Here is a 23,964-nt window from a genome sequence, read left to right on the forward strand (position 1 = left end):
CCTGGACCGGTGAGCGACGGCAGCACCCGCAGGGGCACCGACCGGACCGACCCCGACGCCCAGCCGGCGCGGTGGGCGTCCCGGCTGGGTGACGCGGAGCGGGAGCAGGTCCTGCGGGCGTTCCTGGACGCCGACGGCCGCCTCGTCCGCATCCCGGCCAAGCACACCAAGCGGCTGGTCGTCCTCGACCTGCTCGCCCAGGAGTTCGTCCCGGGCGAGCGGTACGCCGAGACGGAGGTCAACAACCGGTTGCGCGCCTTCCACGACGACGTCGCGGCGCTGCGGCGCTACCTGGTGGAGAACCTGTTCCTGGCCCGTGAGGCCGGGGTCTACTGGCGCACGGGCGGCAGCGTCGCGCTGCAGGGCTGAGCCGGGGCGGCAGCGGCGTTCAGTCGCTCCGCTCGCGCTCGCCGGGCTCGAGCTCGCCGCGCACCGCGCGCAGCAGCCGCCGGAAGCTGTCGAGTCGTTCCCCCGAGGCGTGGCCGGCGTCGACCCAGCCCTGCAGACCGCACTCGTCCTCGTCGTGGGTGCAGCCGCGCGGGCAGTCCTCGGTCCCGCCGGTCAGCTCAGTGAACCCGCCGAGGAGGGTCTCGGCCTGGACGTGGGCCAGCCCGAAGGACCGGATGCCGGGGGTGTCGATGACCCACCCGCCCGCGGCCAGCGGGAGCAGCACCGACGCGGTCGACGTGTGCCGCCCCTTGCCCGTGGTGTCCGAGACGTGGCTGGTGGCCCGCCGGGCTCCCGGGGACAGCTCGTTGACCAGGGTCGACTTGCCCACGCCGGAGGGGCCGATGATCGCGGTCACCCGGCCGGCGAGCGCGTCGCGGACGGCGTCCAGGCCGCGCCAGCCCTGCGAGGTCACCGACACCGACGTGAGACCCAGGTCGGCGTAGGCGGCCAGCAGCTGCGACGGGTCCGCGAGGTCGGTCTTGGTGATGACCAGCAGCGGGTCGATGCCCGCGTCCCAGGCCGCCACCAGGGCCCGGTCGATGAGCCGGGGGTTGGGCTCGGGGTCCGCCGCGGCCACCACGAGGCAGACCTGGTCGGCGTTGGCCACGACGACGCGCTCGACGGGGTCGGTGTCGTCGGCGCTGCGGCGCAGCGCCGAGGTCCGCTCCGTGACCCTGACCAGGCGGGCCAAGGAGTCCGTGGTGCCGGAGACGTCGCCCACCAGCCCGACCACGTCGCCGACGGCGATGCCCTTGGGCTTGATCTCGCGGGCCCGCACGGCCGTGATGACCACGGCGTCGGGGTCGGCGGGGTCGCCGTGCGCGGGCGCAGGGACCAGGCAGGTGTAGCGGCCGCGGTCGATGGTGGTGACCCAGCCCAGCACCGCGTCGGTGTGGGTCGGCCGCTCCTTGGTGCGGGGGCGGGTGCCGCGACGCGGTGGGCGGGCCCGCGCGTCGGACTCGTCCCAGGACGCCGTGCTGCGGCGACGGACGGGCACTCAGCCGCCGACCATCGCCGACCACAGGCCGGTGAAGTCGGGCAGGGTCTTCGCGGTCGTCGCGACGTCCTCGACGACGACACCGGGGACCCGGAGCCCGATCACGGCGCCCGTCGTGGCCATCCGGTGGTCGGCGTAGCTGTGCCAGCGCCCGCCGTGCAGGGGCCGGGGGGTGATGCGCAGCCCGTCGGGCAGGACGTCGACCTCACCGCCCAGGCCGCGGATCTCGGCGGCCAGCGCCTCGAGCCGGTCGGTCTCGTGACCCCGCAGGTGACCGATGCCCCGCAACCGGCTGGGCGAGGTCGCCAGCGCCGCGAGACCCGCGACGGTGGGGGCGATCTCGCCGGAGTCGCCCAGGTCCAGGTCCACGCCGTAGACGTCGCCGTCGTGCGTGACCGTCAGCATGTCGCGGTCGAGCCGGACGTCGGCGCCCATGGCGTCGAGGATGTCGCGCAACGAGTCACCGGCCTGCGTGGTCTGCTGCGGCCAGCCCGGCACCCGGACCCGCCCGCCCGTGGCCAGCGCGGCCGCCAGGAACGGTCCCGCGTTGGACAGGTCGGGCTCGACGTCCACGTCCAGGCCGCCCACCGGGCCCGGTTCCACCCGCCAGAGCAGGTCGACCGAGTCGTCGACGACGACCCCGACGTCGCGCAGGTTCTCGACCGTCATCGCGATGTGGGGACGGGAGGGGACCGTGTCACCGACGTGGCGCACGGTCAGGCCGTCCGTCATCCGGGCCCCGGCCAGCAGCAACCCGGACAGGAACTGGCTGGAGGCGCCGGCGTCGAGGCTCACCTCGCCGCCCCGGGGTGGCGCGGTCGCCCGGATGGTCACCGGGAAGAACCCGTCGGTGTCCTCGATGTCCGCGCCGGCGTCGCGCAACGCCTGCAGCAGCGGGGCGATGGGCCGTTCGTGCAGCCGCGGGTCGCCGAACAGCCGGGCCGACCGACCGCTGACGGCCACCACGGCCGGCAGGAACCGCATCACGGTGCCGGCCAGGCCGCAGTCGATGTCGACCGGGTCCTGCGTCGTGGGAGCGCGGCGGGGGTCGGGTCGGGGGATGGGCGTGACCAGCCAGTCCGGCACCTCACCGTCGGGCGCCGGTCCGTCGACGACCACGGCGCCCAGCTGCCGCAGGGCCTGCGCCATGAGCAGGGTGTCCCGGGAGCGCAGCGGGGCACGCAGCCGGGACGGCTCGTCGGCCAGCGCCGCCAGCACGAGGTAGCGGTTGGTCAGGGACTTGGACCCGGGCAGGCGGACCGTGGCGTCCACGGGCCGGCCCGGGGTCGGCGCGGCCCAGCCGTCGGTCGCGCCGGGGACTTCAGACGTCATCCGGGTGGGCCGGTCCTAGTCCTCGTCCCGCTCGCGCTCGAGCCTGGTCCGGGCCTTCTCGGCCTTGGCCTGCACCTTGAGGGCGTGCGCCTCGGCCTTCGCGGCCTCCTTGGCGTCCTTCTTGGCCTGCTTGCGCAGCTGCTTGCTGGAACGCTCCCGCTCCTCGGCCGCGTGCTCCGCCTCGACCGCCTTGCGGGTCTTGCGGGCGGCGCGCTCCGCGGCGTACGGGGTGTCGATGGTCAGCAGCAGACCCGCCAGCAGCCCCAGGTTCTTGGTGAACTGGACGCGCTGCGCCGCCCGCTCCTCCTTCGGGTACTCCCAGAAGGCGTGCCCGGCCAGCGTGGTCGGGACCAGCGAGCCGGCCAGGGCGAGCGCGGACAGCCGCGGCGCGAGCCCGGAGGCCAGACCCAGGCCGCCGCCGACCATGACGCCGGCGTTGAGCCGGGCCGCGAGCAGCGGGTCGTCCGGGGTGCCGAAGCGCTCGGCCGCGGCGTGGACCATGCCGGCGGCCAGCTTGGCCCGTGGCTCCGGGTTGCGCAGGGCGTCGACCCCGGAGTTGACGAACACGGCGGCGAGAAGAGGGCGTGCGATCCGTCGGAACATGCGCCCATCCTGCCCGTCGTGGCCGGGTGACGCGACGTGTCGCGCGGACGGGCGCGCCGCCGGCCCCGTGCCGGTGGGTCGTCGGTGGGTCGTGCCAGGCTGTCGAGCATGTGCGGGCGGTACGCGGCGAGCAGGAACCCCGACGACCTCGTCGAGGAGGTGATCGCCTCGGGCCTGCCCGTGGCACCCCCGTCCGAGGCCGACCGCCAGGCGCTCGCGCCGTCGTACAACGTCGCCCCGACCCAGCAGGTCGCCGCGGTGATGGCGCCCCGCGCGGACCGGGAACCGGGGGCCGGTGGCGACGCGGCGGCCCCGCCCGCCCGGCTGCGCGCGATGAGGTGGGGGCTGGTGCCGTCCTGGGCCAAGGACCCCACGGTCGGCAACCGGATGATCAACGCGCGCGTCGAGACCGTCACCGAGAAGCCGGCCTACCGACGGCTGGTCGGCTCCCGCCGCTGCCTGCTGCCGGCCGACGGCTGGTTCGAGTGGCAGGTGGTCCCGCCGGAGCGCAGCGGCACCGGCAAGGCCCGCAAGCAGCCGTTCTTCATGTCGCCGCTCGACGGCGGGCTGACCGGCCTGGCCGGGCTGTACTCGTGGTGGCGCGACCCCGACGTCGCGGACGACGAGGACCCCGCGGCGTGGCTGGGCACCGTCACGGTGCTGACCACGGACGCGGAGCCCGGGCTGCGGGCGGTCCACGACCGGATGCCGGTCGTGCTGCCCGCAGGGCACTGGGCCGCATGGGTGGACCGGGACGTGAGTGCCGTCGACGCCCTGGCGCTCGCGGCCGAGGTCCCCGAAGGCCGCTTCGCCGCGGTGCCCGTGCAGACCGCGGTGGGCAACGTGCGCAACGACAGCCCGGCCCTGATGGCCCGGCCCGAGGACTCCGACCTGGTGGGCGTCGTGGACCCGATGACGGGACAGCTGTTCGGCTAGGTCCGCCGCGCCCCCGGGCGGAGCCCTGGGGCCACCGGTGGGAACAGCCTCACCGGGGTCACTGTTGCCCCGGAGGTGATGATGGAGAAGTCGAGGAGCGGGGTGGACGACGGCCCCCGGCGCGCCGGTATCCCGGTTCGGCCGATAGCCTGGCCGACCATGGACTCCGACACCGACCGGGCTCCCGAGGAGACCGCCGACGAGCGCCGCGTCCGCTTCGAGACCGATGCGCTGCAGTACGTCGACCAGCTGTACAGCGCGGCGCTGCGGATGACCCGCAACCCGACCGACGCCGAGGACCTGGTCCAGGAGGCCTTCGCGAAGGCGTTCGCCGCCTTCCACCAGTACCGCCCGGGCACGAACCTCAAGGCCTGGCTGTACCGGATCCTGACCAACGCGTACATCAACTCCTACCGCAAGAAGCAGCGGCAGCCGCAGCAGCAGCAGGCGGACGAGATCGCCGACTGGCAGCTGGCCCGGGCGGAGTCGCACACCTCCTCCGGCCTGCGCTCGGCCGAGGTGGAGGCCCTGGACGCGCTCCCGGACTCCGACGTCAAGCAGGCCCTCCAGTCCATCCCCGAGGACTTCCGGATGGCGGTCTACTACGCCGACGTCGAGGGCTTCGCGTACAAGGAGATCGCCGAGATCATGGGTACGCCCATCGGGACGGTGATGTCGCGGCTGCACCGCGGGCGTCGGCAGCTGCGCGAGCTGCTCACCGACTACGCGCTGGAGCGGGGCTTCATCCGCCCGGCGACCGACGCTCCTGCGGACCCGGAGAACGTGGAGGTGACCCGATGAGCTGCGGCAACCCCCACGAGACCGACTGCGTCGACGCCATCGACAAGCTGTACGAGTTCATCGACGGCGAGCTGACCCCCGACGTCAAGCACAAGATCTCCGTCCACCTCGAGGAGTGCGCCCCCTGCCTGGACCAGGCGGACATCGAGCGGGCGGTCAAGGCGCTGGTGTCGCGCTCGTGCCACGACCGGGCGCCGGGCGGGCTGCGGGAGCGCATCCTGGGCCGCCTCGACGAGGCCCGTCAGCAGGCCAACGAGGCCTAGGGCCACCGCACGCCCCCAGGCACGCCCGGGGGGACCACGACGCAGCGAGGGGCCGGCACCGTGACGGTGCCGGCCCCTCGCTGTCTGCGCCCGGACTCAGGCGTTGGGCTTCTTGCCGTGGTTCGCGCCGTTCTTCTTGCGGGCGCGACGCTTACGAGCACGCTTGCTCATACGGGGCCTCCTCTCGTGTCCGCACGGTCCCTCGTCCTGTCGACGGGTCCCGGTCCGGCACGATGGTCCCATGGAAGAAGTGCGCGCCGAGATGGTGGCCAACGTCCTCGTCGTCAACGTGGCCGTGGGGGACGTCGTCAACCCGGCGACCGAGCTCGTGCTGCTGGAGTCGATGAAGATGGAGATCCCCGTCCTGCCGGAGCACGGGGGCCGGGTCTCCCGGGTGGCCGTGGAGGCAGGCGACGTCGTGCAGGAGGGGGACCTGCTGGTCGTCCTGGACTGACCCGCGGGCCCGGCCTACGATCTGGTCCTGGCTGGGGTGACCGGAGGTGGTCGGAGTGGCGCAGGGACCCGACCGTGCCACCGTCGAGGCGCTGGCCAGGGACCTGCTCGCCGACGTCTCCCCGGCCGAGCTGCCGCTGTTCCGGGCCACCGCGGACTCCTACTTCGCCGACCCGGACCGTGCGCTGTCCGCCCGGGGGCGCTCGGACGAGCCGCTGGGGTTCGGGATCGAGGCCGCGGTCACCCTGGTCGGGCCGTTCGCCCTCGACCTGGTGCGACGGGTCCTGACGTCGCTGACCGACCGGGTCGGCGACGCCCTGGCCGAGGCCGTCGCCCGGCGCCTGCACCGCCGACGCGAGGCGACCGGGACCGGCTCACCCACCGGGGCCCGGACGGTCGGGGAGGCCGCGGGTCAGACGCCGTCGGGGGAGCCCGAGCGCCTGGACCCCGCCCAGCTGGGCCTGCTGCGCCAGGTCGCCGAGGAGGAGGCCCGACGGATGCAGCTCCCGCCGGAGCGGGCCCAGCGGCTGGCCGACGCCCTCGTGGCCTCCATCGCCACCCGGGTGTAGGCACGCGTGGGTCCGCCGGGGCCGGCCGGGCCGGCCGCCGTCGCCGACCCCGCGGGGCCGTGGCGCACCTCGGCGGTGATCGACCCCCGGGCGCTGCCCTCCGACACCTCGGTCCGGTTCCTGCTCCTGCTCGCCGCGGTCGTCTCCGCGACGCTGTACCTGTACACCGCGCTGTGGTTCACGCTGCGCGGGGACACCTTCCTGGACGTCGTCGCCCGGTGCGGGCTGGAGGCCGGGGAGCTGGCGGCGGGCTCCGCCACGGACACGGCGCTGGTGCTGGCCGAGCAGACGGCGTGCCGCTCCGGGGTGTCGCGGGAGCAGGCGCTGTCCTCGCTGGTCGGTACGACGATGGTGCTGGCGGCGGCGTACGGGCTGTACCGGTTGCTGCCGCTGTGGCGGACCCGGCGGGCCCACCTGGTCCGCCTCGACGAGGTGGACGGCGCGTCCCTGCACGCCGCGGTGGAGCAGGAGGCCCGGCGCGTCGGGCTGCGGCGGCTGCCCACGGTGCTGGTGGACGTGTCGAACCCCGCCGTGCAGGGGTTCGTGTTCGGCACCTCGCGGCACCCGCGGCTGGGCGTGACCGGGGGGCTCGTCGTCCTGCAGGTGACCGACCCGGCCGCGTTCCGGGCGGTGCTGCGTCACGAGCTGGCCCACCTGGCCAACCGGGACGTGCCGTGGGCCTACTACACGGTGTCGGTGTGGTGGGCGTTCGTCGGGCTCGCGCTGGTGCCGGTGGTGGCCGTCCTGGCGGTCTCCGACCTGGCCTACGTGCTCCGGCTCGGCTGGCGGACGCTGGTGCTGAGCGTGCTGGTGCTGCTGCTGCGCAACGCCGTCCTGCGCGCCCGCGAGGCCTACGCGGACGCCCGGGCGGCCGGGTGGGGGTCGGCCGGGGACCTCGACCGGGTGCTCGCCCTGGCCCAGGCCGCCGACCCCCGGGAGGCCCCCCGGCACCGCCGGGCCCTGCGGCGCCACCCCGCGCCGCAGGAGCGTCGCCGGCTGCTGCGCGACCCCGACGGCCTGCTGAGGACCGAGGCACCCATCGCCCTCGCGGCCGGCATCGTCACCGGCAGCTCGTTCGAGTCGCTGGAGTCGGTGGTCGTCCTGCTGCTGCCGTCCGCCCTGGCGCTGTGGCTGCCGGCGCTGCTGGTCGCGCCGCTGCTCGCGGTGGTGCTGTGCGTCGCGGCGTGGCGCACCGGTCTGCGCGACACCGTCCGCGGGACCCGGGGCCGTGTTGCCGGCCCGCTGGCCGTGGGGGCCGGGCTGGGCCTGGCCCTGGGGCCCCTGCTGTCGTTCGAGGCCGCCGCCGGCGCCGTGGTCCAGGGTCCCGTCGGTGCCGTGGGCTACGTGGTGTGGGGGGCCGGGGTGGCGGTCGTGGTCGGACTGCTCTGCCGGTACGCGGTCGACGTGGGTCGGCTCGCCGTCCGCTCCGCCCTCGACGCCCCGACGCCCGTCCCGCTGCTGCTGACCCAGGTCGGCGCGGTGTCGGTGGCCGTCGCGGCGCTGCTGGCCTACGGCCACGTCTCGCTGCTCACGCTGGCCTCGGGCGAACCGCTGCTGGCGGTGACCGGCGTGGGGCTGCTCGCCGTGCTGCCCGCCTGGTTCGGCGACGACGGCCTCCTGGTCGGCCTCGTCGCGGCGGCGCTGCTGGTGCCCGCGCTGCTCGTGACGGCGGTTCGGCTCGCCCGGTCGCGACGTGACGGGCACGGGCCCCTGGCGGCCGCGGCGGCGGCGGGGCCGCGGGCGGTCGAGCAGGCGGCGGCAGGCTGGGCCTGGCGGGGGCCTCCCGCGCGGTTGTCGCCCGACCCGGTCCCCGTGCTGGTCCCGGCGCTGTCCGTGGCAGCGGTCGTCGGCCTCGCGGCGGCGGGCTGGCACGTCGTCCTGCGCCTCGCCGGGGCGGTCCTGCTGGAGGAGGACACCTGGCGCAGCGACGACTACGCGCTGGTGCTGGGCGTCGGCACGGTGGCGGTCCTGGCCGCGGCGGCGGTGGTCGGCTCCGGCGCGGTCGTGCTGCTCCTGCCGTCGCGCTGGTGGGCGCTGGGTCTGCTGGGTGCCCCGGCGGCCGTGCTCGCCGGCGGGGCCGGGGTGCTGCTCGCGCAGTGGGCGGCCGGCTGCGGCCTGCTCCCTCGTGCGGGTCCTCGTGACTGCAGCCCCCCGGCGCCGGAGACGCTGGGCCTGGTGCTGGTGCAGCCGCTGGCCTACTCCTGCCTGTGGGTGCTGCTGGGCGTCGCGGCCCTGGGGACGCTCCGCGGCCTCACGGCTGCCCCGTCGGACGCCCAGGGTCCCGCCCGACCCCGCCCCGGCTCTCGTCGTGTCGTCGTGGTGGGGCTGCTGGGGCTGCTGCTGGTGGCGGTGCCGGGGGTGGCGGCGACGGGCTTCGTGGCCGCCACCGAGGTCCAGGTGGTCGCCGGACCGGGCTACGTCGTCACGGTGCCCCCGCCGTGGCAGTCCCGGGCGGGCGCGCAGGAGGGGGCCTCGCCGACCTTCGTGACCATCAACCAGCGGCTCCGGGTCGAGCTCGGACCGCTGGGGCCGGGCGGGGCCGCGGGCGGGGAGGACGGCCAGGCGGGTCGTGGTCGGGACGGTCCCCTGGTCGGCGGGCTGCCGAGCCGGCTGGTGGGGGAGCGGCAGGAGGGTCCCCTGGTCGAGCGGTCCTACGAGGTGCTGACCCCGTCCGGGCCCTACCGGCTGAGGGTGGTGGGGGCCCCGGCGTCGATGACCGGCACCGGGCAGCAGGAGCTGGAGCTGCTGCTGTCCGGCGTCGAGTGGACGGGGTGAGCGGTGCGGTGGCGGGATGGGGCCGGTGAGCTGGGACGTCGGCGGTCAAGGCCGCCGGGTCGGCTGCCGATGACGATGGGGTGACTGATGAGCGTCAGAGCGTCGTGCCGTACCTGCGTGCCCTGGTCGAGCTGCGCGGCTCCGACCTGCACTGCAAGGTCGGGTCGCCGCCCCGGATCCGGATCGACGGCAGCCTGCGCAAGGTGCAGGCGCCCGAGCTGCGCCCCGAGGACACCGAGCACATGGTGGCCGAGGTGCTGCGGGAGGACCTGCTCGCCGAGTTCGCCACGAAGAACGAGGCCGACTTCGCCTACTCGGTGCCCGGCGTGGGGCGGTTCCGCGTCAACGCGTTCCGCCAGCGCGGCTCCGCGGGCCTGGTGTTCCGTCGGGTGTCCGTCGGCGCGATCCCGCTGACCGACCTGGGTCTGCCCGCGGTCATCGCCCAGCTGGCGCTGGAGCCGCGGGGCCTCGTGCTGGTGACCGGTCCGACCGGCTCCGGGAAGACGACCACGCTGGCCGGGATGATCGACCACATCAACTCCAACCGCGAGGTCCACATCATGACCATCGAGGACCCGATCGAGGTGATCCACTCCGACAACCTCGCCATGATCAACCAGCGCGAGGTCCGCCTCGACACGGTCGACTTCGCCAGCGCGCTGCGCGGGGCGATGCGTCAGGACCCCGACGTCATCCTGGTCGGCGAGATGCGGGACCACGAGACCGTCAAGGCCGCCCTGGCCGCCTCCGAGACCGGTCACTTCGTCATGTCCACCCTGCACACCACGGACGCGCAGGAGACCGTCAACCGGGTCATCGACTTCTTCCCGCCGCACGAGCAGAAGCAGGTCCGTCTCGCCCTGGCCGGCGCGCTGCGGGGCATCATCTGCCAGCGGCTGGTGCCGAGGGCCGACGGGCAGGGCCGCTGCGTGGTCATGGAGGTGGCCGTCAACACCGGCCGGATGGCCGACGCCATCGGCGACGCCGACAAGACCAACACCATCGGCGACCTGATCAAGGAGGGCGGCTACTACGGGATGCAGACCTTCGACCAGCACCTCGTCACGCTGATCCGGGACGGCGTCATCACCCTCGAGGACGCCCGGCACGCCTCCAGCAACCCGCACGACCTGCAGGTCGAGCTGCGCCGGCTGGGCCTGGTGGCCTAGCCGGCGGTCTGCTCCTGCAGGGGCAGGGCGTAGGTCACCAGGTCGACGGTGGGCACCGGCGACCAGTCGCGCTCCGGCGTCCGCACGAACCCCATGGCCTCGTACATCCGGTGCGCGTTCGTCATCCGGGGCCCGCTGGACAGCACGAAGCGGGTGCAGCCCTCCTGCCGGGCCAGGTCCAGGCAGGCGAGGGTCAGCAGGCGGCCCACGCCACGGCCGCGCGCGTCGGCGGACACCGCCAGCATCCGCATCTCGGCCTCGCCGGGGCGGGCCAGCTCGGCCCACGGGCTGCCGGCGCGGGCGTAGGTGGCGGTGCCGAGCAGGTCGGCGTCCAGGGCGGCGGCGAGCAGCACCGCCTCCCGGGCCCGGGGCCCGGCCTCGCGCAGCACGGGCAGGTACCCGTCCTCGTCCTCCAGCAGCTCCTCGCCGCCGTAGACGTCGGCCACCAGGGCGCCGCAGGCCTGGACCAGGTCGGTGTCGGTCGGGTCGACCACGCGCACCGTCACCCCGCTGCCGGTCACCGGGCGGTCCGCGACGGCCGGGCCGCTCACCGCTGCTGCTCGCGGCGCTGGTAGGAGCGCCACATGAGCAGACCGATGGCGATGTCGGCGACGCCGATGGCCAGGGCGAGCCCGCTGAGCGTGGAGCTCTGCCCCTGCGCGCGCAGGAGCAGGGCGAAGCCGATGATGATGAGGCCCAGCACCACGTAGCGCACGGCTCGCCGGCGCTCCGCGGTCGGGGACGGCGGGACCGAGGGCGCGGACCCGGCGTCCACCGGGGCCGCGGACGGACCCGACGGACCAGACGGACCAGCCGGACCAGACGGTGCCGACGACCCGGACGGACCCGGTGCGGCCGACCCGGTCGTCCGGTCCGGCAGCGGGTCCGGTGGGACGTCCGGCACGGTGCTGTCCAGGCCGGTCGGAACCGGTCCGGGGACGGTGCCGCCGGACTGCGTGAGCCGCACCGACGTCGACACCCCGGCCTCGTCGTGGATGGTGCCGTCGAACGGGGCGTCGGACTGGGCGTCCCAGGCGGACAGGCCGGTCTCGGACTCCACCAGGCCGACGACGTCCACGACCTGGTCGTGGAACGCGGCCACGTCCGGACGCTCCCAGTAGGGGAACGTGAGCGCGGCCTCGTCGGGGTACAGGCTCACCTGCAGCCCCGAAGCCACGTGCGTGGCCTCGAGCGTGTCGTCGGCCACGGACTCCTCGACCTCGCCGAGGCGCCGGCGCAGCGACGCGACGATCCGGTCCCACTGCTCGCGGCGCTCGGGGCCGATCGCGACGGTCAGCACGTCGGTGCCCTCGGCCGCGTCCAGGGCGTCCTGCCAGGCCTGGTCCGGCCTGCGGGGCACGAACAGGATGTCGTAGCTCATCGGCACCAGTCTCTCGGACGACGACGACGCCGCCCCCCGGACGGGGAGCGGCGTCGACCAGGGTAGGTCAGGGGAGCACGGGTCAGGCCGCGGCCTTCTTGGTCTCCCAGAAGATCTCGGCGATCTCGTCGATCTTGCCGAGCAGCTGGTCGGCCACCGCGACGTCGGTCGAGCCCTTGACGCCGCCGGCGCCGGCGAGCTTGGTGGTCTCGTTGAACAGCTGGTGCAGCTGGGGGTACTTCTCGAAGTGCGGGGGCTTGAAGTAGTCGGTCCACAGCACCCAGAGGTGGTGCTTGACCAGGTCGGCCCGCTCCTCCTTGATCTGGATCGCGCGCTGCTTGAACTCCGCGTCGTCCGAGCCGTGGAACTTGGTGATGCAGCCCTTGACCGACTCGGCCTCGATGCGCGCCTGCGCCGGGTCGTACACGCCGCAGGGCAGGTCGCAGTGGGCCGCGACCTCGGTGATCCGGAAACCGATCATGAGTTCGTATCCTTTCGAGAACGTGTTCTCCGGGGGGCGGGTCGCCCTCGTCGGAGGGTTGCGACACTACAACCGTGACACCGCCCTCGCCCTTCCACGACGACGGCCGCGACGCCCGCGACGGCCGCGACGGCGAGGGCCGGGGCGGTTCGGGGGGCTGGCGCCTGGTGCGGGTGGTGGGGGAGTCGATGCGGCCCACCCTGTCCCCGGGCGACGTCCTCCTGGTGCGGGCGGCGGCCCGACCGAGGCCGGGTGACCTGGTGGTGGCGGACCTGCCGGGCGGGCGCGGCGAGGGCGTCAAGCGCGCCGTGCGGCGCGAGCCCGACGGCTGGTGGCTGGAGCGGGACAGCGCCACGACCGGCACCGACTCCTGGCTGTTCGGCGCGGTGCCCGACGGTGACGTGCGCGGTGTGGTCCGGGCGAGGCTGTGGCCCCGTCCCGGTCGGCCGCGCCGACGCTGATCTCAGGGCACGAGCACGACCTTGCCCACCACCTCGCCGTCCACGAGCCGCTCGAAGCCGTCGTGGGCGTCGGTCATCGACAGCACGCTGTCCACCACCGGCCGGACCCCGGTGGTGGCGCACAGCCGCAGCAGCCGTTCGAGCTCGTCACGGGTGCCCATGGTCGAGCCGATCACCCGCAGCCCGAGGAAGAACACCCGCTGGAGCTCCGCCGAGGGGGCCGCGCCCGTGGTGGCGCCGGACACGACCACGGTCCCCCCGGGCCGCAGCGCGCGCAGCGAGTGGCCCCAGGTGGCCTCGCCGACGGTCTCCATGACGGCGTCCACCCGCTCCGGCAGCCGGGCCCCGGTCTCGAAGGCGGCGTGGGCGCCCTGCTGGAGCGCGCGGTCCCGGCGCTCGTCGTCGCGGCTGGTCACCCAGACCCGGAACCCGCCGGCGCGGCCCAGGGCGATCAGCGCCGTCGCCACCCCGCCCCCGGCCCCCTGCACCAGGACCGTGTCGCCCGGCTTCAGCCCCGACTGCGTGAACAGCATCCGGTAGGCGGTCAACCACGCGGTGGGCAGGCACGCGGCGTCGGTGAACGACAGCTCGGACGGCTTGGGCACCAGGTTGCGGCGCGGCACCAGGACGGTGTCGGTGAACGTGCCCGGGTAGCGCTCGCTCAGCAGGGAGCGGCGGGGGTCCAGGGTCTCGTCGCCGTTCCAGGCCGGGTCGGACAGCACGGCGTGGACGACGACCTCGTTGCCGTCCGGGTCGACCCCGGCGGCGTCGCACCCCAGCACCATCGGCATCCGCTCCGCCGGCAGGCCCACCCCGCGCAGGCTCCACACGTCGTGGTGGTTGATCGAGGCCGCCCGGACGGTGACGGGCACCCAGTCCGCGGGTGGCGCGGTCGTGGGCTCCGGGACGGAGTCGCGGACCTCCAGCGCGGACAGCGGGTCCTCGGGCGAGGGACGGGAGACGACGACGGCAACCATGGGCAGCGGTCTACCAGTTCGGTGTCGTGGACCACCACTGCGGCCAGCCGCCGTGCAGCACGAGGTAGGCCAGCAGGCCGTACCCGACCTGCCCCGGGACGCGACCGTCGCAGGCCCGCAGGTCCGCGAACCACTCCTCGTGCTGCGCCAGCGCAGAGGACGTGTCGACGTAGGTGACCCGCCGCCGCTCGCAGACCTCGGCGAAGGCCTCCGACAGCGACGCGACCGTGGCCACGTGCGCGGCGTCCGGACCGTCGGGCAGCACCGGCGGGGGGCCCACGACGAAGGTGGGGATCGACCGGCCCGCCGCCGCGTCCAGGACGTTGGCCAGGTTCAGCCGGCTGCGGGCGGTCGACGTGCCGTCCCGCAGGTCCCCGATGCCCAGGCCGACCACCAGGCGCCCGGCGACGCCGAGGCGGGGAGCGGTCTCCTGCTCCCAGCGCCCGACCAGGTCGCCGGTCGTCTGCCCGGGCACCGCCAGCGGGTAGGCGGTGACCCGGTGACGGTCCGAGGGGGTGCGGGCCACCACCCGTCCCACCCAGCCCAGGGCCCGGGGGTCCCCCCGACCGGCGACCAGGTCGTCCCCCAGGACGCAGACGGCCACGTCCGTGCGGACGTCGCTCCCGGCCGCGCCCTGGGTGGTGCCCTGCTCGCTCAGCGTGCGAACGCCTGGTCGACCAGGCGGGCCTGCTCGTCGGCGTGCCGCTTGCCGGACCCGGTGGCCGGGGACGCCGACGCCGGTCGGCACACCCGGTGCAGCGACCGACCGCCCAGCGCCTCGTGGGTGCCCATCGCGACGAAGGTCCACGCGCCGTGGTTCTCCGGCTCCTCCTGGACCCAGACCAGCGACGCGTCGGCCGGGTAGCGGCCGACCGTCTCCAGGAGCTCGTGCACGGGCAGCGGGGCCAGCTGCTCGACCCGCACGATGGCCGTGCGGCTGTCCTCGCGCTTGGCCCGGGCCGCGACCAGGTCGTAGTAGACCTTGCCGGTGCACAGCAGCACCCGGTCCACCTGGCTCTCGTCGATCTGACCTGCGTCGACCTGACCCGTGGTCACCGCGGGGTCGTCGATGACGGGCAGGAACGTGCCCGACGTGAAGTCCTCCACCGCCGAGGTGGCCGCCTTGAGGCGCAGCATGGACTTGGGCGTGAAGACCACGAGCGGGCGACGCGGCTTGGCGTAGGCCTGACGGCGCAGCAGGTGGAAGTACGAGGCGGGCGTGCTGGGCACGGCCACGGTCATGTTGTCCTCGGCGCACATCTGCAGGAACCGTTCGATCCGGCCCGAGGAGTGGTCCGGGCCCTGGCCCTCGTAGCCGTGGGGCAGCAGCAGGACGACGCTGGAGCGCTGGCCCCACTTCTGCTCACCGGCCGAGATGAACTCGTCGATGATGGTCTGCGCGCCGTTGACGAAGTCCGCGAACTGGGCCTCCCACAGCACCAGCGCGTCGGGCCGCTCGACGGAGTAGCCGTACTCGAAGCCCATGGCCGCGAACTCGCTGAGCAGCGAGTCGTAGGCCCAGAACCGCGCCCCGGAGCCGAGCTGGCCGATCGGGGCCCACTCCGCGCCGGTCTGCCGGTCGATGATGACGGCGTGCCGCTGGACGAACGTGCCGCGACGGGAGTCCTGGCCGGCCAGGCGCACCGGCGTGCCCTCGGCCACCAGCGAGCCGAAGGCGATGAGCTCGCCGAAGGCCCAGTCGATGCTGCCCTCGTGGGCCATCTGCTGGCGCTTGGCCAGCAGCGGGGCCAGCTTGGGGTGCGGCGTGAAGCCCTCGGGCGGGCTGGCGAAGGCGTCGCCGACCCGGTGCACGAGGTCCACGTCGATCGCCGTGGTGTAGCCGGACTCCGGCTGCGCGTCGTCGTCCTCCTGGGCGCTGGGCCGCTCGAGCCCGGACCGCTTCTGCTCGTCGGAGCCGGCCTTGGTGGCCTCGCGGACCTCGGTGAAGACCCGCTCGAGCTGGTCGCTGTAGTCGCGCAGCGCCGCCTCGGCCTCCTCGACCGTGATGTCGCCGCGCCCGATCAGGGACTCGGTGTACAGCTTGCGGACGCTGCGCTTGCCCTCGATGAGGTTGTACATCAGGGGGTTGGTCATCGACGGGTCGTCGCCCTCGTTGTGACCGCGGCGGCGGTAGCAGATCATGTCGATGACGACGTCCTTGGCGAACGTCTGCCGGAACTCGAAGGCCAGCTGGGCGACGCGGACGCAGGCCTCGGGGTCGTCGCCGTTCACGTGGAAGATCGGCGCCTGGATCATGCGCGCCACGTCGGTGGCGTAGTACGACGAGCGGCTGGCCATCGGGGCGGTGGTGAAGCCGACCTGGTTGTTGACGATGACGTGGACCGTGCCGCCGGTGCGGTAGCCGCGCAGCTGGGACAGGTTGAGCGTCTCGGCCACGACGCCCTGACCGGCGAACGCCGCGTCGCCGTGGATGAGGACGGGCAGGACGGGGAACTCGCGCCCGCCCATGTTGAGCCGGTCCTGCTTGGCCCGGGCGATGCCCTCCAGGACGGGGTTGACCGCCTCCAGGTGCGAGGGGTTGGCGGCCAGGTACACCTTCGTGCTCTGCCCGGACGGCGCGGTGAAGGTGCCCTCCGTGCCCAGGTGGTACTTGACGTCGCCGGAGCCCTGGACCGTTTTGGGGTCCTGCTGGCCCTCGAACTCCGCGAAGATCTGCCCGTAGGTCTTGCCGGCGATGTTGGCCAGCACGTTGAGCCGGCCGCGGTGGGCCATGCCGATGCAGACCTCGTCGAGACCGGCGTCGGCGGAGTCGGACAGGATCTGGTCCAGGACCGGGATCGTCGACTCGGAGCCCTCGAGCGAGAACCGCTTCTGACCGACGAACTTGGTCTGCAGGAACGTCTCGAACGCCTCGGCGGCGTTGAGCCGGCCGAGGATGCGCAGCTGCTCGTCACGGCCCGGCTTGGTGTAGCCGTGCTCGACCCGGTCCTGGATCCAGCGCCGCTCGTCCGGGTTCTGGATGTGCATGTACTCGATGCCGACGGTGCGGCAGTAGCTGTTGCGCAGGACGCCCAGGATGTCGCGGAGCTTCATCACGGGCTTGCCGCCGAAACCGCCGGTGGGGAACTCACGGTCCAGGTCCCACAGGCTCAGGCCGTGCGTCTGCACGTCCAGGTCAGGGTGGCGGCGCTGGCGGTACTCCAGCGGGTCGGTGTCGGCCATCAGGTGACCGCGCACCCGGTAGGCGTGGATCAGCTCGACGACCCGGGCGGTCTTGTTGATCTCGTCGTCGTCGGACACCGACACGTCGCGGACCCAGCGGATGGGCTCGTAGGGCACGCGCAGGCTGGCGAAGACCCGGTCGTAGTAGCCGTCCTCGCCGAGCAGCTTGCGGTGCATCAGGCGCAGGAAGTCCCCGGACTGGGCGCCCTGGATGATCCGGTGGTCGTAGGTCGAGGTCAGCGTGATGGTCTTGCTGATCGCGAGCCGGGCGAGGGTGTCCTCGCTGGCCCCGGCGTACTCCGCCGGGTACTCCAGCGCCCCGACGCCGATGATGGCGCCCTGGCCGGGCATCAGGCGCGGCACGGAGTGAACCGTGCCGATCGTGCCGGGGTTGGTCAGGCTGACCGACACCCCGGCGAAGTCCTGGACCGTCAGGGAGCCTGCGCGGGCGCGGCGGACGACGTCCTCGTAGCCGGCCCAGAACTCCGCGAAGCCCTTGGCCTCGGCGTTCTTGATGGCCGGGACCATGAGCTGCCGGCTGCCGTCGGGCTTGGGCAGGTCGATGGCGATGCCGACGTTGATGGCGCTGTGCTGCATCACGCCGGGCTTGCCGTCGACCTCGGCGTAGGCCCAGTTCATCTCGGGCATCTCGCGCAGCGCCTCGACCAGGGCGAAGCCGACCAGGTGGGTGAAGGACACCTTGCCGCCGCGGGCGCGCGCCAGGTGGTTGTTCAGCACGATCCGGTTGTCGATCAGCAGCTTGGCGGGGATGGCCCGGACGCTGGTGGCCGTGGGGACCGTGAGGCTGGCCTCCATGTTGGTGACCACGCGCGCCGAAGGGCCGCGCAGGCGGACGCCCTCGGTGTCGGTCGTGCCGGGGCCGGGCGTGGGGGCCGAGGCCTCGGCGACCTCGTCCGCCGAGGCGGGGTCGGCTTTGGGCGTGGGCTTCGCGGCGGCCTTCTTGGCCGCCTCCTTGCGCTGCGCGGGCTCGGCCTTCGTGGCGGCCGGGCGGGCCGGCTCGGGGGTGGCCTCGGGCTCGGCGGAGGGCTTGGCGGCGGGCTCGGCGGCGGGCTCGGCGGCGGGCTCGGCCGTGTCGGACTCGGCCGCGGCGGGCTTGCCGTCGGGCTTGCGGTCGGTCGAGGGCTTGCTGCCGGCCGCGGGCTCGGCGTCCGGACGGGCACGGGTCGGCTCGCCCGGCTCACCGTCACCGTCGTCGTCCGAGGGGTGGTCGGCGGGTCCGTCGGAGAAGAACTCCCGCCACTCGGGGGAGACGCTGCCGGGGTCCTTGGTGTAGGCCTCCTGCAGCTCCTGCACGAGCCACTCGTTGGGTCCGAAACCCGTCATCGGGTCGTCTGCCGGGGTCTGCTGTGGCACGGCGTGCTTCGCCTACTTCCTCGTGATGCTGGGCGTGGTCGGACGCTCCGGTCAGCCTAGCCCCGTCCGGGCGCCCCGGGCCCTGGACGAGCACCGGTGGGACGCCCGCGTGGTGCGGGTCACCCCGTCAGGTCACGTCCCGACGCGACGTGGTGCGCCAGCCGAGCACCCCCAGCGCGCCCGCCCACGCCAGCAGCACCAGCAGCCCGCCCCACCAGGGCAGCAGCTCCGAGCCGGTGAACCCCTCGACGACGGCGGTCGACGCGTTGGTGAGCAGGTACGACCCGACGACCTCGAGGTCGACGCCGCCCACCTCGCCCACGCCCGTCAGGACGAACCCGGCGAGCGGGTCGAGCAGGAACACGACGAGGACCAGCGCCACCAGGGCCACCACCTGCTGGCGGACCAGCAGCCCGAACGCCAGGCCGATCAGCGCCCACACGGCCGTGCCGAGGACACCGAGCAGCAGCGGCCGGGCCAGCTCGTCGGCGCCGACCAGGTCGACGCCACGCACGGCGAGCACCACGGCCGTGACGAGCAGGGAGGCGAGCTGGACCGCGACGCCGTACAGGAGCCCGAGCCCGGCGGCCACGACGGCCTTGGCCACGGCGACCCGGCCCCGGCGGGGCACGGCCAGGTAGGTGGGGGCGATGGTGCCGCTGCGGTGGTCGGAGGTGGCGATCAGGGTGCCGAGCACCGCGGCCAGCAGGTACCCGCCCTGGAACCCGCCGCCGACGACGGCCAGCTGCCCCTCGACCTCGGTCACCAGGGGCAGGGGGAACAGCTCGGCCGCACCCGCGTCCGCCGGGGCGAGCGCCGCGAACAGCCCCACGTTCATCGCCACGAGCGCCAGCGCGATCGCGAGCAGTCCCCACCACACCCAGGTGGTGGTCGCCTTCACCGTCTCGGCCCGCACCGCCGCGGCCAGGGTGCCTCCCGTCGCGCTCACGGCTGCCCCCCCTCGGCCCGGGCGACCGTTCTCAGGAACGCGTCCTCCAGCCGCTGGGCGTTGGGGGCCAGGTGCGACAGCGCCACCCCGGCCGACGCGGCGGCCGCACCGACCTCGGCCGCCGTCACCTCCTGCCCGGTGGGTCCGCGGTGCACCAGCAGCGCCCCTCCCGCGTCCGGTTGCGCAGCCAGCCCGGCCGCGCCGAGCGCCGTGGTGAGGGCGGCCCGGTCGGGGGCGTCGATGAGGACCCCGGGGGGACCGGCCAGCCCCGGCAGGTCGCCGGCGTAGGCCACCCGGCCGGCGGCGAGGACGACGACGTGGTCGACCGTCTGCTCGACCTCGCTGAGGACGTGGCTGGACACCAGCACCGTGCGTCCCTCGTCGGCCAGGGTGCGCAGGAACCCGCGCAGCCACGCGATCCCCGCGGGGTCGAGGCCGTTCGCGGGCTCGTCGAGCACCAGCACGCCCGGGTCGCCCAGCAGGGCCGTGGCCAGGGCGAGCCGCTGCTTCATCCCCATCGAGTAGCCGCCCACCTTGCGCCGTCCGGCGTCGGAGAGACCGGTGAGGTCGAGCACCTCGTCGCAGCGTCCGACCGGCAGCCCACCCGCGGCGGCCACCCAGCGCAGGTGGTCCCGGCCGGTGCGGCCACCGTTGGCCCCCGTGCCGTCCAGGGCGGCCCCGATGGTGCTCAGCGGCGCGCGCAGGTCCCGGTAGGGGACGCCGTCGACGGTCGAGGTGCCGGAGTCCGGGCGCACCAGGCCCAGCACCATCCGCAGCGTCGTGGTCTTGCCGGCGCCGTTGGGCCCGAGGAACCCCGTCACCTGACCGGGCTCGACCGCGAACGACACGTCGGTGACGGCGCGCACCGACCCGAAGCGCTTGGTCAGGCCGTCGGCGAGGATCCTGCTCCCCGCGTGAGGACCGCCGGCCGTCAGTGCTGCGTGCCGCCCCCCGGGGGCTGTCGACTGCATGATCACGACCCTACCGAGCGCCCGACGTCGGGCCGGGGACCTCGCGGAGGACCTGTCACCGGGCTCGGCGTGGTCCACACTTCCCGGGTGCGATTCCTGCCCGGGCACCAGCCCCCCCACGACCTGACCTACGACGACGCGTTCCTCGTCCCCTCCCGCTCCGCAGTCGGGTCCCGCTTCGACGTCGACCTGCGGCCCGTGGACGGCACCGGGGCGGTGCTGCCGGTCGTGGTGGCCAACATGACCGCGGTCACGGGCCGTCGGATGGCCGAGACCATGGCCCGGCGCGGCGGGCTGGCGGTGCTGCCGCAGGACACCCCCATGGACGTCCTGGCCGACGTGGTGGCCTCGATCAAGACGCGCCACCCGGTGTTCGAGACCCCCGTCGAGGTCGGCCCCGACGACGTCGTCCTCACCGTGCTCCACCTGCTGCCCAAGCGGGCCCACGGGGCGGCCGTGGTGGTGGACCCGGACGACGGGTGCCTGCTGGGGGTCGTGACGGCCGCGGACTGTCGCGGCGTGGACCGTTACACGCCGGTGCGGGACGTGATGAGTACCGACCCCGTGACCCTGGACGCCGAGACCGTCCGGGCCCAGGGGCCTCGGGCGGCCTTCGACCTGCTGGACGCGGCGAGGCGCCAGTTCGCGCCGGTCGTCGACGCGTCGGCGGGCGGTCGGCCCGTCGGGGTGATGACCCGGCTGGGGGCGCTGCGCTCGACCATCTACGCCCCGGCGCTGGACCCGGCGGGACGGCTCAGGGTGGCCGCGGCCGTGGGCATCAACGGCGACGTCGCCGGACGCGCCCGGGCGATGATCGCGGCGGGGGTCGACGTGCTGGTGGTCGACACCGCCCACGGGCACCAGGACCGGGCCCTGGCCGCGGTGCAGGCGGCGCGGGAGGCCGCCGGGCCCGAGGTCGTCCTCGTCGCGGGCAACGTGGTCACCGGCGACGGGGCGCGCGACCTGGTCAGCGCCGGCGCCGACGTGGTCAAGGTCGGGGTGGGGCCGGGGGCGATGTGCACGACCCGGATGATGACCGGGGTCGGCCGGCCGCAGCTGTCGGCCGTGCTCGACTGCGTCGCGGCCGCCCGCGACGTCGGCGCCCACGTCTGGGCGGACGGCGGGGTGCGCCACCCCCGGGACATCGCGCTCGCGCTCGCCGCCGGGGCCAGCCAGGTGATGGTCGGGTCCTGGTTCGCCGGGACCTACGAGAGCCCGGGGGACCTGCAGGTCGACGCCGACGGCCGGGAGTACAAGGAGAGCTTCGGGATGGCGTCCAAGCGGGCCGTCTCGGCACGCACCCTGGACGACTCCCCCTTCGAGCGGGCCCGGAAGGGCCTGTTCGAGGAGGGCATCTCCTCCTCGCGGATGCGGCTGGACCCCCTGCGGTCGGGGGTGGAGGACCTGCTGGACCAGATCACGGCGGGGCTGCGCTCGGCCTGCGCCTACGTCGGGGCGGGCGACCTGGCCCAGCTCGCCGATCGCGCCGTGCTGGGCGTGCAGTCCCGCTCGGGCTACGACGAGGGCCGGCCGCTGCCCGCAGGGTGGTGAGGGCAGGACCGGACGCAACGGGACAGGCCTGGCGATACGGACGAACCCGGACTTGATGAGGGACGCCACCGTCGTTACCTTGTCGTGACCCCGGGCCTGATGTCGTACCCCTCGACGTCCGGAACCAAACCCCCTGTCTCGACCACCGTGCCTCCCCGGGCACGACACGACTGGAGAACACGTGCCGTTGCCGCGCCCCGACGACCGCTCGCTGCCGTCGCGGCGGTCGCTGCGCCAGGCCGAGCGTGCCCTCGCCGCGGGTGCCGACGGGTCCACGGGGCCCTACGAGCCCGAGACGCAGCCGGTGTCTCGGCGGCAGCTGCGCGAGCGCCGTCGGCAGGCCGAGGCGGAGCAGGGAGGCGTGCCCCCGGTCGTGCCCCCCGTCGTGCGCCCCGTCGTGCCCCCGGTGGCGCCCCCGGTCGCGGACCTGCTGCCGGACCACGTCCTGGAGGGCGGTGACGACAGCTGGGTCGACGACGTCGCGCCGCGTCCCACGCCCCTGGCCTCCCGGGTCACCGACGTCGTCCCCCTCGCGCCCACCCGGGAGCGGGGCAGCGCGTGGCGCCGCGTCCCCCAGCTGCTGGTCGTCGGTGCCCTGGTCGCCGCCATCGCCGGGTACGCCTCGGCCGAGGACGTCCCGGCGTCGGCGGGCGCGGTGGAGCAGTTCGTCCGTGAGGAGGTCCCGGTCGCCGCGGAGGCCGCGACGGTGCTCACCGACCTCCGGAGCGGGTCCGCGCTCGTGGCCGACGAGGACGGCCTGCTGCGGGTGAGCGCCGAGGACGAGGCCTCACGGGCGGGGGAGCGGACCCTGCTGCCCGGTTGTGACGGGGTCCCTCCCGAGGTCGCGCAGGCCAACGGCGACATCGACGAGCGTTTCCTGTGCACGCTGTGGGACGGCACGAGCGAGATCCGGGCTGACGCGGCGGTGTCGCTGGCCCTGCTCAACGAGGAGTACCGGGCCGAGTTCGGCCGCGACATCTGCATCACCGACGGCTACCGCTCCTACGCCGCCCAGCAGTCGCTGCGGGCCCGCAAGCCCGGGCTGGCCGCGCGGGCCGGGACCAGCGAGCACGGCTACGGCCTGGCGGTGGACCTGTGCGGCGGCGTGGAGTCGGCCGGACCCGCCTACACCTGGCTGCGGGAGAACGCCGCCGAGCACGGCTTCGAGAACCCCCGCTGGGCCCAGCGCGGTGGCGGTGGCCCCTACGAGCCGTGGCACTGGGAGTACACCGAAGGCCAGTGGTGAACCGGCGCTGAGGGGCCTCAGCCCGGCGCCGTGACGAACACGTCGAGCCACTGCGGGTTGTGGGCGTGGACCAGCACCCCGAAGATGATCACGTCGAAGCTCAGGTGGACGACCAGCACGTACAGGAACGACTTGGTGCGGTTGAAGATGTACCCCTGCAGCAGCGCGAACGGGATGGTCAGCAGCGGCCCCCACGACTGGTAGCCCAGCTCGTAGAGGAACGACACGAACACCAGGGCCTGCAGCACGTTGGCCTGGTGGAACGAGAAGTGCTGCCGCAGCAGCGCGAACACCGTGCAGATGAAGAACAGCTCGTCCCACAGCCCGACGGCGTTGACGCCGACGAAGAGCCGGGTGATCTCGTCCGGTGTGCTGATGGCCGGCCAGTTGAGGTAGGCCCCGGAGGAGATGAAGTACACGGGCAGCACCAGATAGCCCAGCACGACCACCAGGAGCAGGTATCCCCACTCGAACCGGCTCCAGGGCCGTCCGGTGCGCACCGGGAACTGGATGATGTCCTCGTGCCAGAGCCGGCGCGACACGACCAGCGGGATCAGCACCGCCAGGCCGAGGACCACCGCGAAGCGCAGGATGGCCTCGTTGCTCAGGTCCGCCTTGAGCGGGATGAGGCTGATGACGAACAGCGAGGTCGCGATCAGGGCCAGGTGACGCAGCAGCCGGCCGTCTCCGCCCCGCCCGACCGCCCACGCGAGCACGAGCCCTGCCAGCAGCATCGGGTAGCCGACGACCCGCTCCTCGAAGCCGAACAGGGCGACCGCCGAGCCGCAGACCAGGGCGGCGGAGGCCAGCTGGCCGGGGGTCCCGGACACCTCGGCGGTCGGTGTGCCGGTCGTCGCTGTCCCCGTCGTCATGTCCCGCAGTCTGGCCGAGACGGGGAGAGGTGTCGTGCGGCGGTACCGATCTGGGTGCCCCCGGCAGGATTCGAACCTGCGCCCCTGCCTCCGGAGGGCAGTGCTCTATCCCCTGAGCTACGGGGGCCCAGGACGTGCCGATGCTAGCAGCCGTGCAGAGGGCGGACGGC

Annotated in this window: 24 protein-coding genes and 1 tRNA gene; 11 read left to right on the forward strand and 14 right to left on the reverse strand. The window is 74.3% G+C overall.

Going from position 1 to position 23,964, the window contains the following annotated elements; genetic code table 11:
- Nucleotides 1-9: 9 nt before the first annotated feature.
- A complete protein-coding gene (locus ACR80Q_RS13115; protein ID WP_435378073.1) occupies nt 10-369 on the forward strand; it encodes a DUF2087 domain-containing protein in 360 nt (119 codons plus the stop codon).
- Nucleotides 370-388: 19 nt separating this feature from the next.
- Here ACR80Q_RS13115 and rsgA read toward each other — a convergent pair whose 3' ends face one another.
- From rsgA to ACR80Q_RS13130, 3 genes are read right to left on the reverse strand one after another with little or no spacing between them, the layout of a single operon-like run.
- Nucleotides 389-1,447 carry a ribosome small subunit-dependent GTPase A gene (rsgA, locus tag ACR80Q_RS13120; protein WP_435378074.1) on the reverse strand — a complete coding sequence of 353 codons (1,059 nt, stop codon included), beginning with the start codon at nt 1,445-1,447 and terminating at the stop codon, nt 389-391.
- Nucleotides 1,448-2,779 carry a 3-phosphoshikimate 1-carboxyvinyltransferase gene (gene aroA, locus ACR80Q_RS13125; protein ID WP_435378075.1) on the reverse strand — a complete coding sequence of 444 codons (1,332 nt, stop codon included), beginning with the start codon at nt 2,777-2,779 and terminating at the stop codon, nt 1,448-1,450.
- A 15-nt stretch (nt 2,780-2,794) separates the two neighbouring features.
- Complete coding sequence (locus ACR80Q_RS13130) at nt 2,795-3,382, reverse strand: DoxX family membrane protein (RefSeq protein WP_435378076.1); 588 nt, start codon at nt 3,380-3,382, stop codon at nt 2,795-2,797.
- Nucleotides 3,383-3,490: 108 nt separating this feature from the next.
- On the opposite strand from ACR80Q_RS13130, the gene ACR80Q_RS13135 reads away from it, so the two are divergent.
- From ACR80Q_RS13135 to rsrA, 3 genes are all read left to right on the forward strand, one after another.
- Nucleotides 3,491-4,318, forward strand: coding sequence for an SOS response-associated peptidase (locus ACR80Q_RS13135; RefSeq protein WP_435378077.1), 828 nt, complete (start codon nt 3,491-3,493; stop codon nt 4,316-4,318).
- Nucleotides 4,319-4,396: 78 nt separating this feature from the next.
- The gene (locus ACR80Q_RS13140) at nt 4,397-5,119 is read left to right on the forward strand and encodes a sigma-70 family RNA polymerase sigma factor (RefSeq protein WP_435378078.1); all 723 of its coding nucleotides are present in this window, start codon (nt 4,397-4,399) and stop codon (nt 5,117-5,119) included.
- Nucleotides 5,116-5,382 carry a mycothiol system anti-sigma-R factor gene (rsrA, locus tag ACR80Q_RS13145; protein ID WP_435378079.1) on the forward strand — a complete coding sequence of 89 codons (267 nt, stop codon included), beginning with the start codon at nt 5,116-5,118 and terminating at the stop codon, nt 5,380-5,382. The genes ACR80Q_RS13140 and rsrA overlap by 4 nt, the downstream gene beginning before the upstream one ends.
- Nucleotides 5,383-5,478: 96 nt before the next feature.
- Here rsrA and ACR80Q_RS13150 read toward each other — a convergent pair whose 3' ends face one another.
- Nucleotides 5,479-5,553 (reverse strand): 50S ribosomal protein bL37, encoded by a 75-nt coding sequence (locus ACR80Q_RS13150; RefSeq protein WP_377002503.1) that lies wholly within the window; start codon nt 5,551-5,553, stop codon nt 5,479-5,481.
- Nucleotides 5,554-5,623: 70 nt separating this feature from the next.
- On the opposite strand from ACR80Q_RS13150, the gene ACR80Q_RS13155 reads away from it, so the two are divergent.
- The 4 genes from ACR80Q_RS13155 to ACR80Q_RS13170 all read left to right on the forward strand — a co-directional run bounded on the left by ACR80Q_RS13155 (nt 5,624) and on the right by ACR80Q_RS13170 (nt 10,348).
- Nucleotides 5,624-5,836 (forward strand): biotin/lipoyl-binding carrier protein, encoded by a 213-nt coding sequence (locus ACR80Q_RS13155; RefSeq protein ID WP_435378080.1) that lies wholly within the window; start codon nt 5,624-5,626, stop codon nt 5,834-5,836.
- A 55-nt stretch (nt 5,837-5,891) separates the two neighbouring features.
- Nucleotides 5,892-6,404 (forward strand): hypothetical protein, encoded by a 513-nt coding sequence (locus tag ACR80Q_RS13160; protein ID WP_435378081.1) that lies wholly within the window; start codon nt 5,892-5,894, stop codon nt 6,402-6,404.
- A gap of 6 nt (nt 6,405-6,410) precedes the next feature.
- Nucleotides 6,411-9,179 (forward strand): M48 family metalloprotease, encoded by a 2,769-nt coding sequence (locus ACR80Q_RS13165; RefSeq protein WP_435378082.1) that lies wholly within the window; start codon nt 6,411-6,413, stop codon nt 9,177-9,179.
- Between the two features lie 80 nt (nt 9,180-9,259).
- Nucleotides 9,260-10,348: a type IV pilus twitching motility protein PilT gene (locus ACR80Q_RS13170; protein WP_435378083.1), complete on the forward strand. Its 1,089-nt coding sequence runs from the start codon at nt 9,260-9,262 to the stop codon at nt 10,346-10,348.
- Here ACR80Q_RS13170 and ACR80Q_RS13175 read toward each other — a convergent pair.
- The 3 genes from ACR80Q_RS13175 to sodN all read right to left on the reverse strand — a co-directional run bounded on the left by ACR80Q_RS13175 (nt 10,345) and on the right by sodN (nt 12,210).
- Nucleotides 10,345-10,899, reverse strand: coding sequence for a GNAT family N-acetyltransferase (locus ACR80Q_RS13175; RefSeq protein WP_435378084.1), 555 nt, complete (start codon nt 10,897-10,899; stop codon nt 10,345-10,347). The genes ACR80Q_RS13170 and ACR80Q_RS13175 overlap by 4 nt on opposite strands.
- Nucleotides 10,896-11,729, reverse strand: coding sequence for a hypothetical protein (locus ACR80Q_RS13180; RefSeq protein ID WP_435378085.1), 834 nt, complete (start codon nt 11,727-11,729; stop codon nt 10,896-10,898). The genes ACR80Q_RS13175 and ACR80Q_RS13180 overlap by 4 nt, the downstream gene beginning before the upstream one ends.
- A gap of 82 nt (nt 11,730-11,811) precedes the next feature.
- On the reverse strand, nt 11,812-12,210 hold the full coding sequence (gene sodN / locus ACR80Q_RS13185) for a superoxide dismutase, Ni (protein ID WP_435378086.1): 399 nt from the start codon (nt 12,208-12,210) through the stop codon (nt 11,812-11,814).
- A gap of 74 nt (nt 12,211-12,284) precedes the next feature.
- On the opposite strand from sodN, the gene ACR80Q_RS13190 reads away from it, so the two are divergent.
- Entirely contained in the window at nt 12,285-12,671 is a 387-nt protein-coding gene (locus tag ACR80Q_RS13190; RefSeq protein ID WP_435378087.1) for a S24 family peptidase, read from the forward strand.
- A gap of 2 nt (nt 12,672-12,673) precedes the next feature.
- On the opposite strand, the gene ACR80Q_RS13195 is transcribed toward ACR80Q_RS13190, so the two are convergent.
- The 5 genes from ACR80Q_RS13195 to ACR80Q_RS13215 all read right to left on the reverse strand — a co-directional run bounded on the left by ACR80Q_RS13195 (nt 12,674) and on the right by ACR80Q_RS13215 (nt 20,125).
- Nucleotides 12,674-13,648: a zinc-binding dehydrogenase gene (locus ACR80Q_RS13195; protein ID WP_435378088.1), complete on the reverse strand. Its 975-nt coding sequence runs from the start codon at nt 13,646-13,648 to the stop codon at nt 12,674-12,676.
- Between the two features lie 10 nt (nt 13,649-13,658).
- Entirely contained in the window at nt 13,659-14,252 is a 594-nt protein-coding gene (locus tag ACR80Q_RS13200; protein ID WP_435378089.1) for a GDSL-type esterase/lipase family protein, read from the reverse strand.
- 50 nt (nt 14,253-14,302) lie between these two features.
- Complete coding sequence (locus ACR80Q_RS13205; RefSeq protein WP_435378090.1) at nt 14,303-18,205, reverse strand: multifunctional oxoglutarate decarboxylase/oxoglutarate dehydrogenase thiamine pyrophosphate-binding subunit/dihydrolipoyllysine-residue succinyltransferase subunit; 3,903 nt, start codon at nt 18,203-18,205, stop codon at nt 14,303-14,305.
- 127 nt (nt 18,206-18,332) lie between these two features.
- Nucleotides 18,333-19,154 (reverse strand): hypothetical protein, encoded by an 822-nt coding sequence (locus ACR80Q_RS13210; protein WP_435378091.1) that lies wholly within the window; start codon nt 19,152-19,154, stop codon nt 18,333-18,335.
- Nucleotides 19,151-20,125 carry an ATP-binding cassette domain-containing protein gene (locus ACR80Q_RS13215; protein ID WP_435378092.1) on the reverse strand — a complete coding sequence of 325 codons (975 nt, stop codon included), beginning with the start codon at nt 20,123-20,125 and terminating at the stop codon, nt 19,151-19,153. The genes ACR80Q_RS13210 and ACR80Q_RS13215 overlap by 4 nt, the downstream gene beginning before the upstream one ends.
- An 87-nt stretch (nt 20,126-20,212) precedes the next feature.
- Between ACR80Q_RS13215 and ACR80Q_RS13220 the strand changes: the two genes are divergently transcribed.
- Both ACR80Q_RS13220 and ACR80Q_RS13225 read left to right on the forward strand, forming a co-directional pair.
- Nucleotides 20,213-21,676 carry a GuaB1 family IMP dehydrogenase-related protein gene (locus tag ACR80Q_RS13220; RefSeq protein ID WP_435378093.1) on the forward strand — a complete coding sequence of 488 codons (1,464 nt, stop codon included), beginning with the start codon at nt 20,213-20,215 and terminating at the stop codon, nt 21,674-21,676.
- Between the two features lie 181 nt (nt 21,677-21,857).
- On the forward strand, nt 21,858-22,922 hold the full coding sequence (locus tag ACR80Q_RS13225; protein WP_435378094.1) for a M15 family metallopeptidase: 1,065 nt from the start codon (nt 21,858-21,860) through the stop codon (nt 22,920-22,922).
- A gap of 17 nt (nt 22,923-22,939) precedes the next feature.
- Here ACR80Q_RS13225 and ACR80Q_RS13230 read toward each other — a convergent pair whose 3' ends face one another.
- Entirely contained in the window at nt 22,940-23,794 is an 855-nt protein-coding gene (locus ACR80Q_RS13230; protein ID WP_435378095.1) for a CPBP family intramembrane glutamic endopeptidase, read from the reverse strand.
- 55 nt (nt 23,795-23,849) lie between these two features.
- Nucleotides 23,850-23,921, reverse strand: a tRNA-Arg gene (locus ACR80Q_RS13235).
- Nucleotides 23,922-23,964: the final 43 nt, after the last annotated feature.

This window comes from Aquipuribacter aurantiacus (genome assembly GCF_051216895.1).
Taxonomy (GTDB): domain Bacteria; phylum Actinomycetota; class Actinomycetes; order Actinomycetales; family JBBAYJ01; genus Aquipuribacter.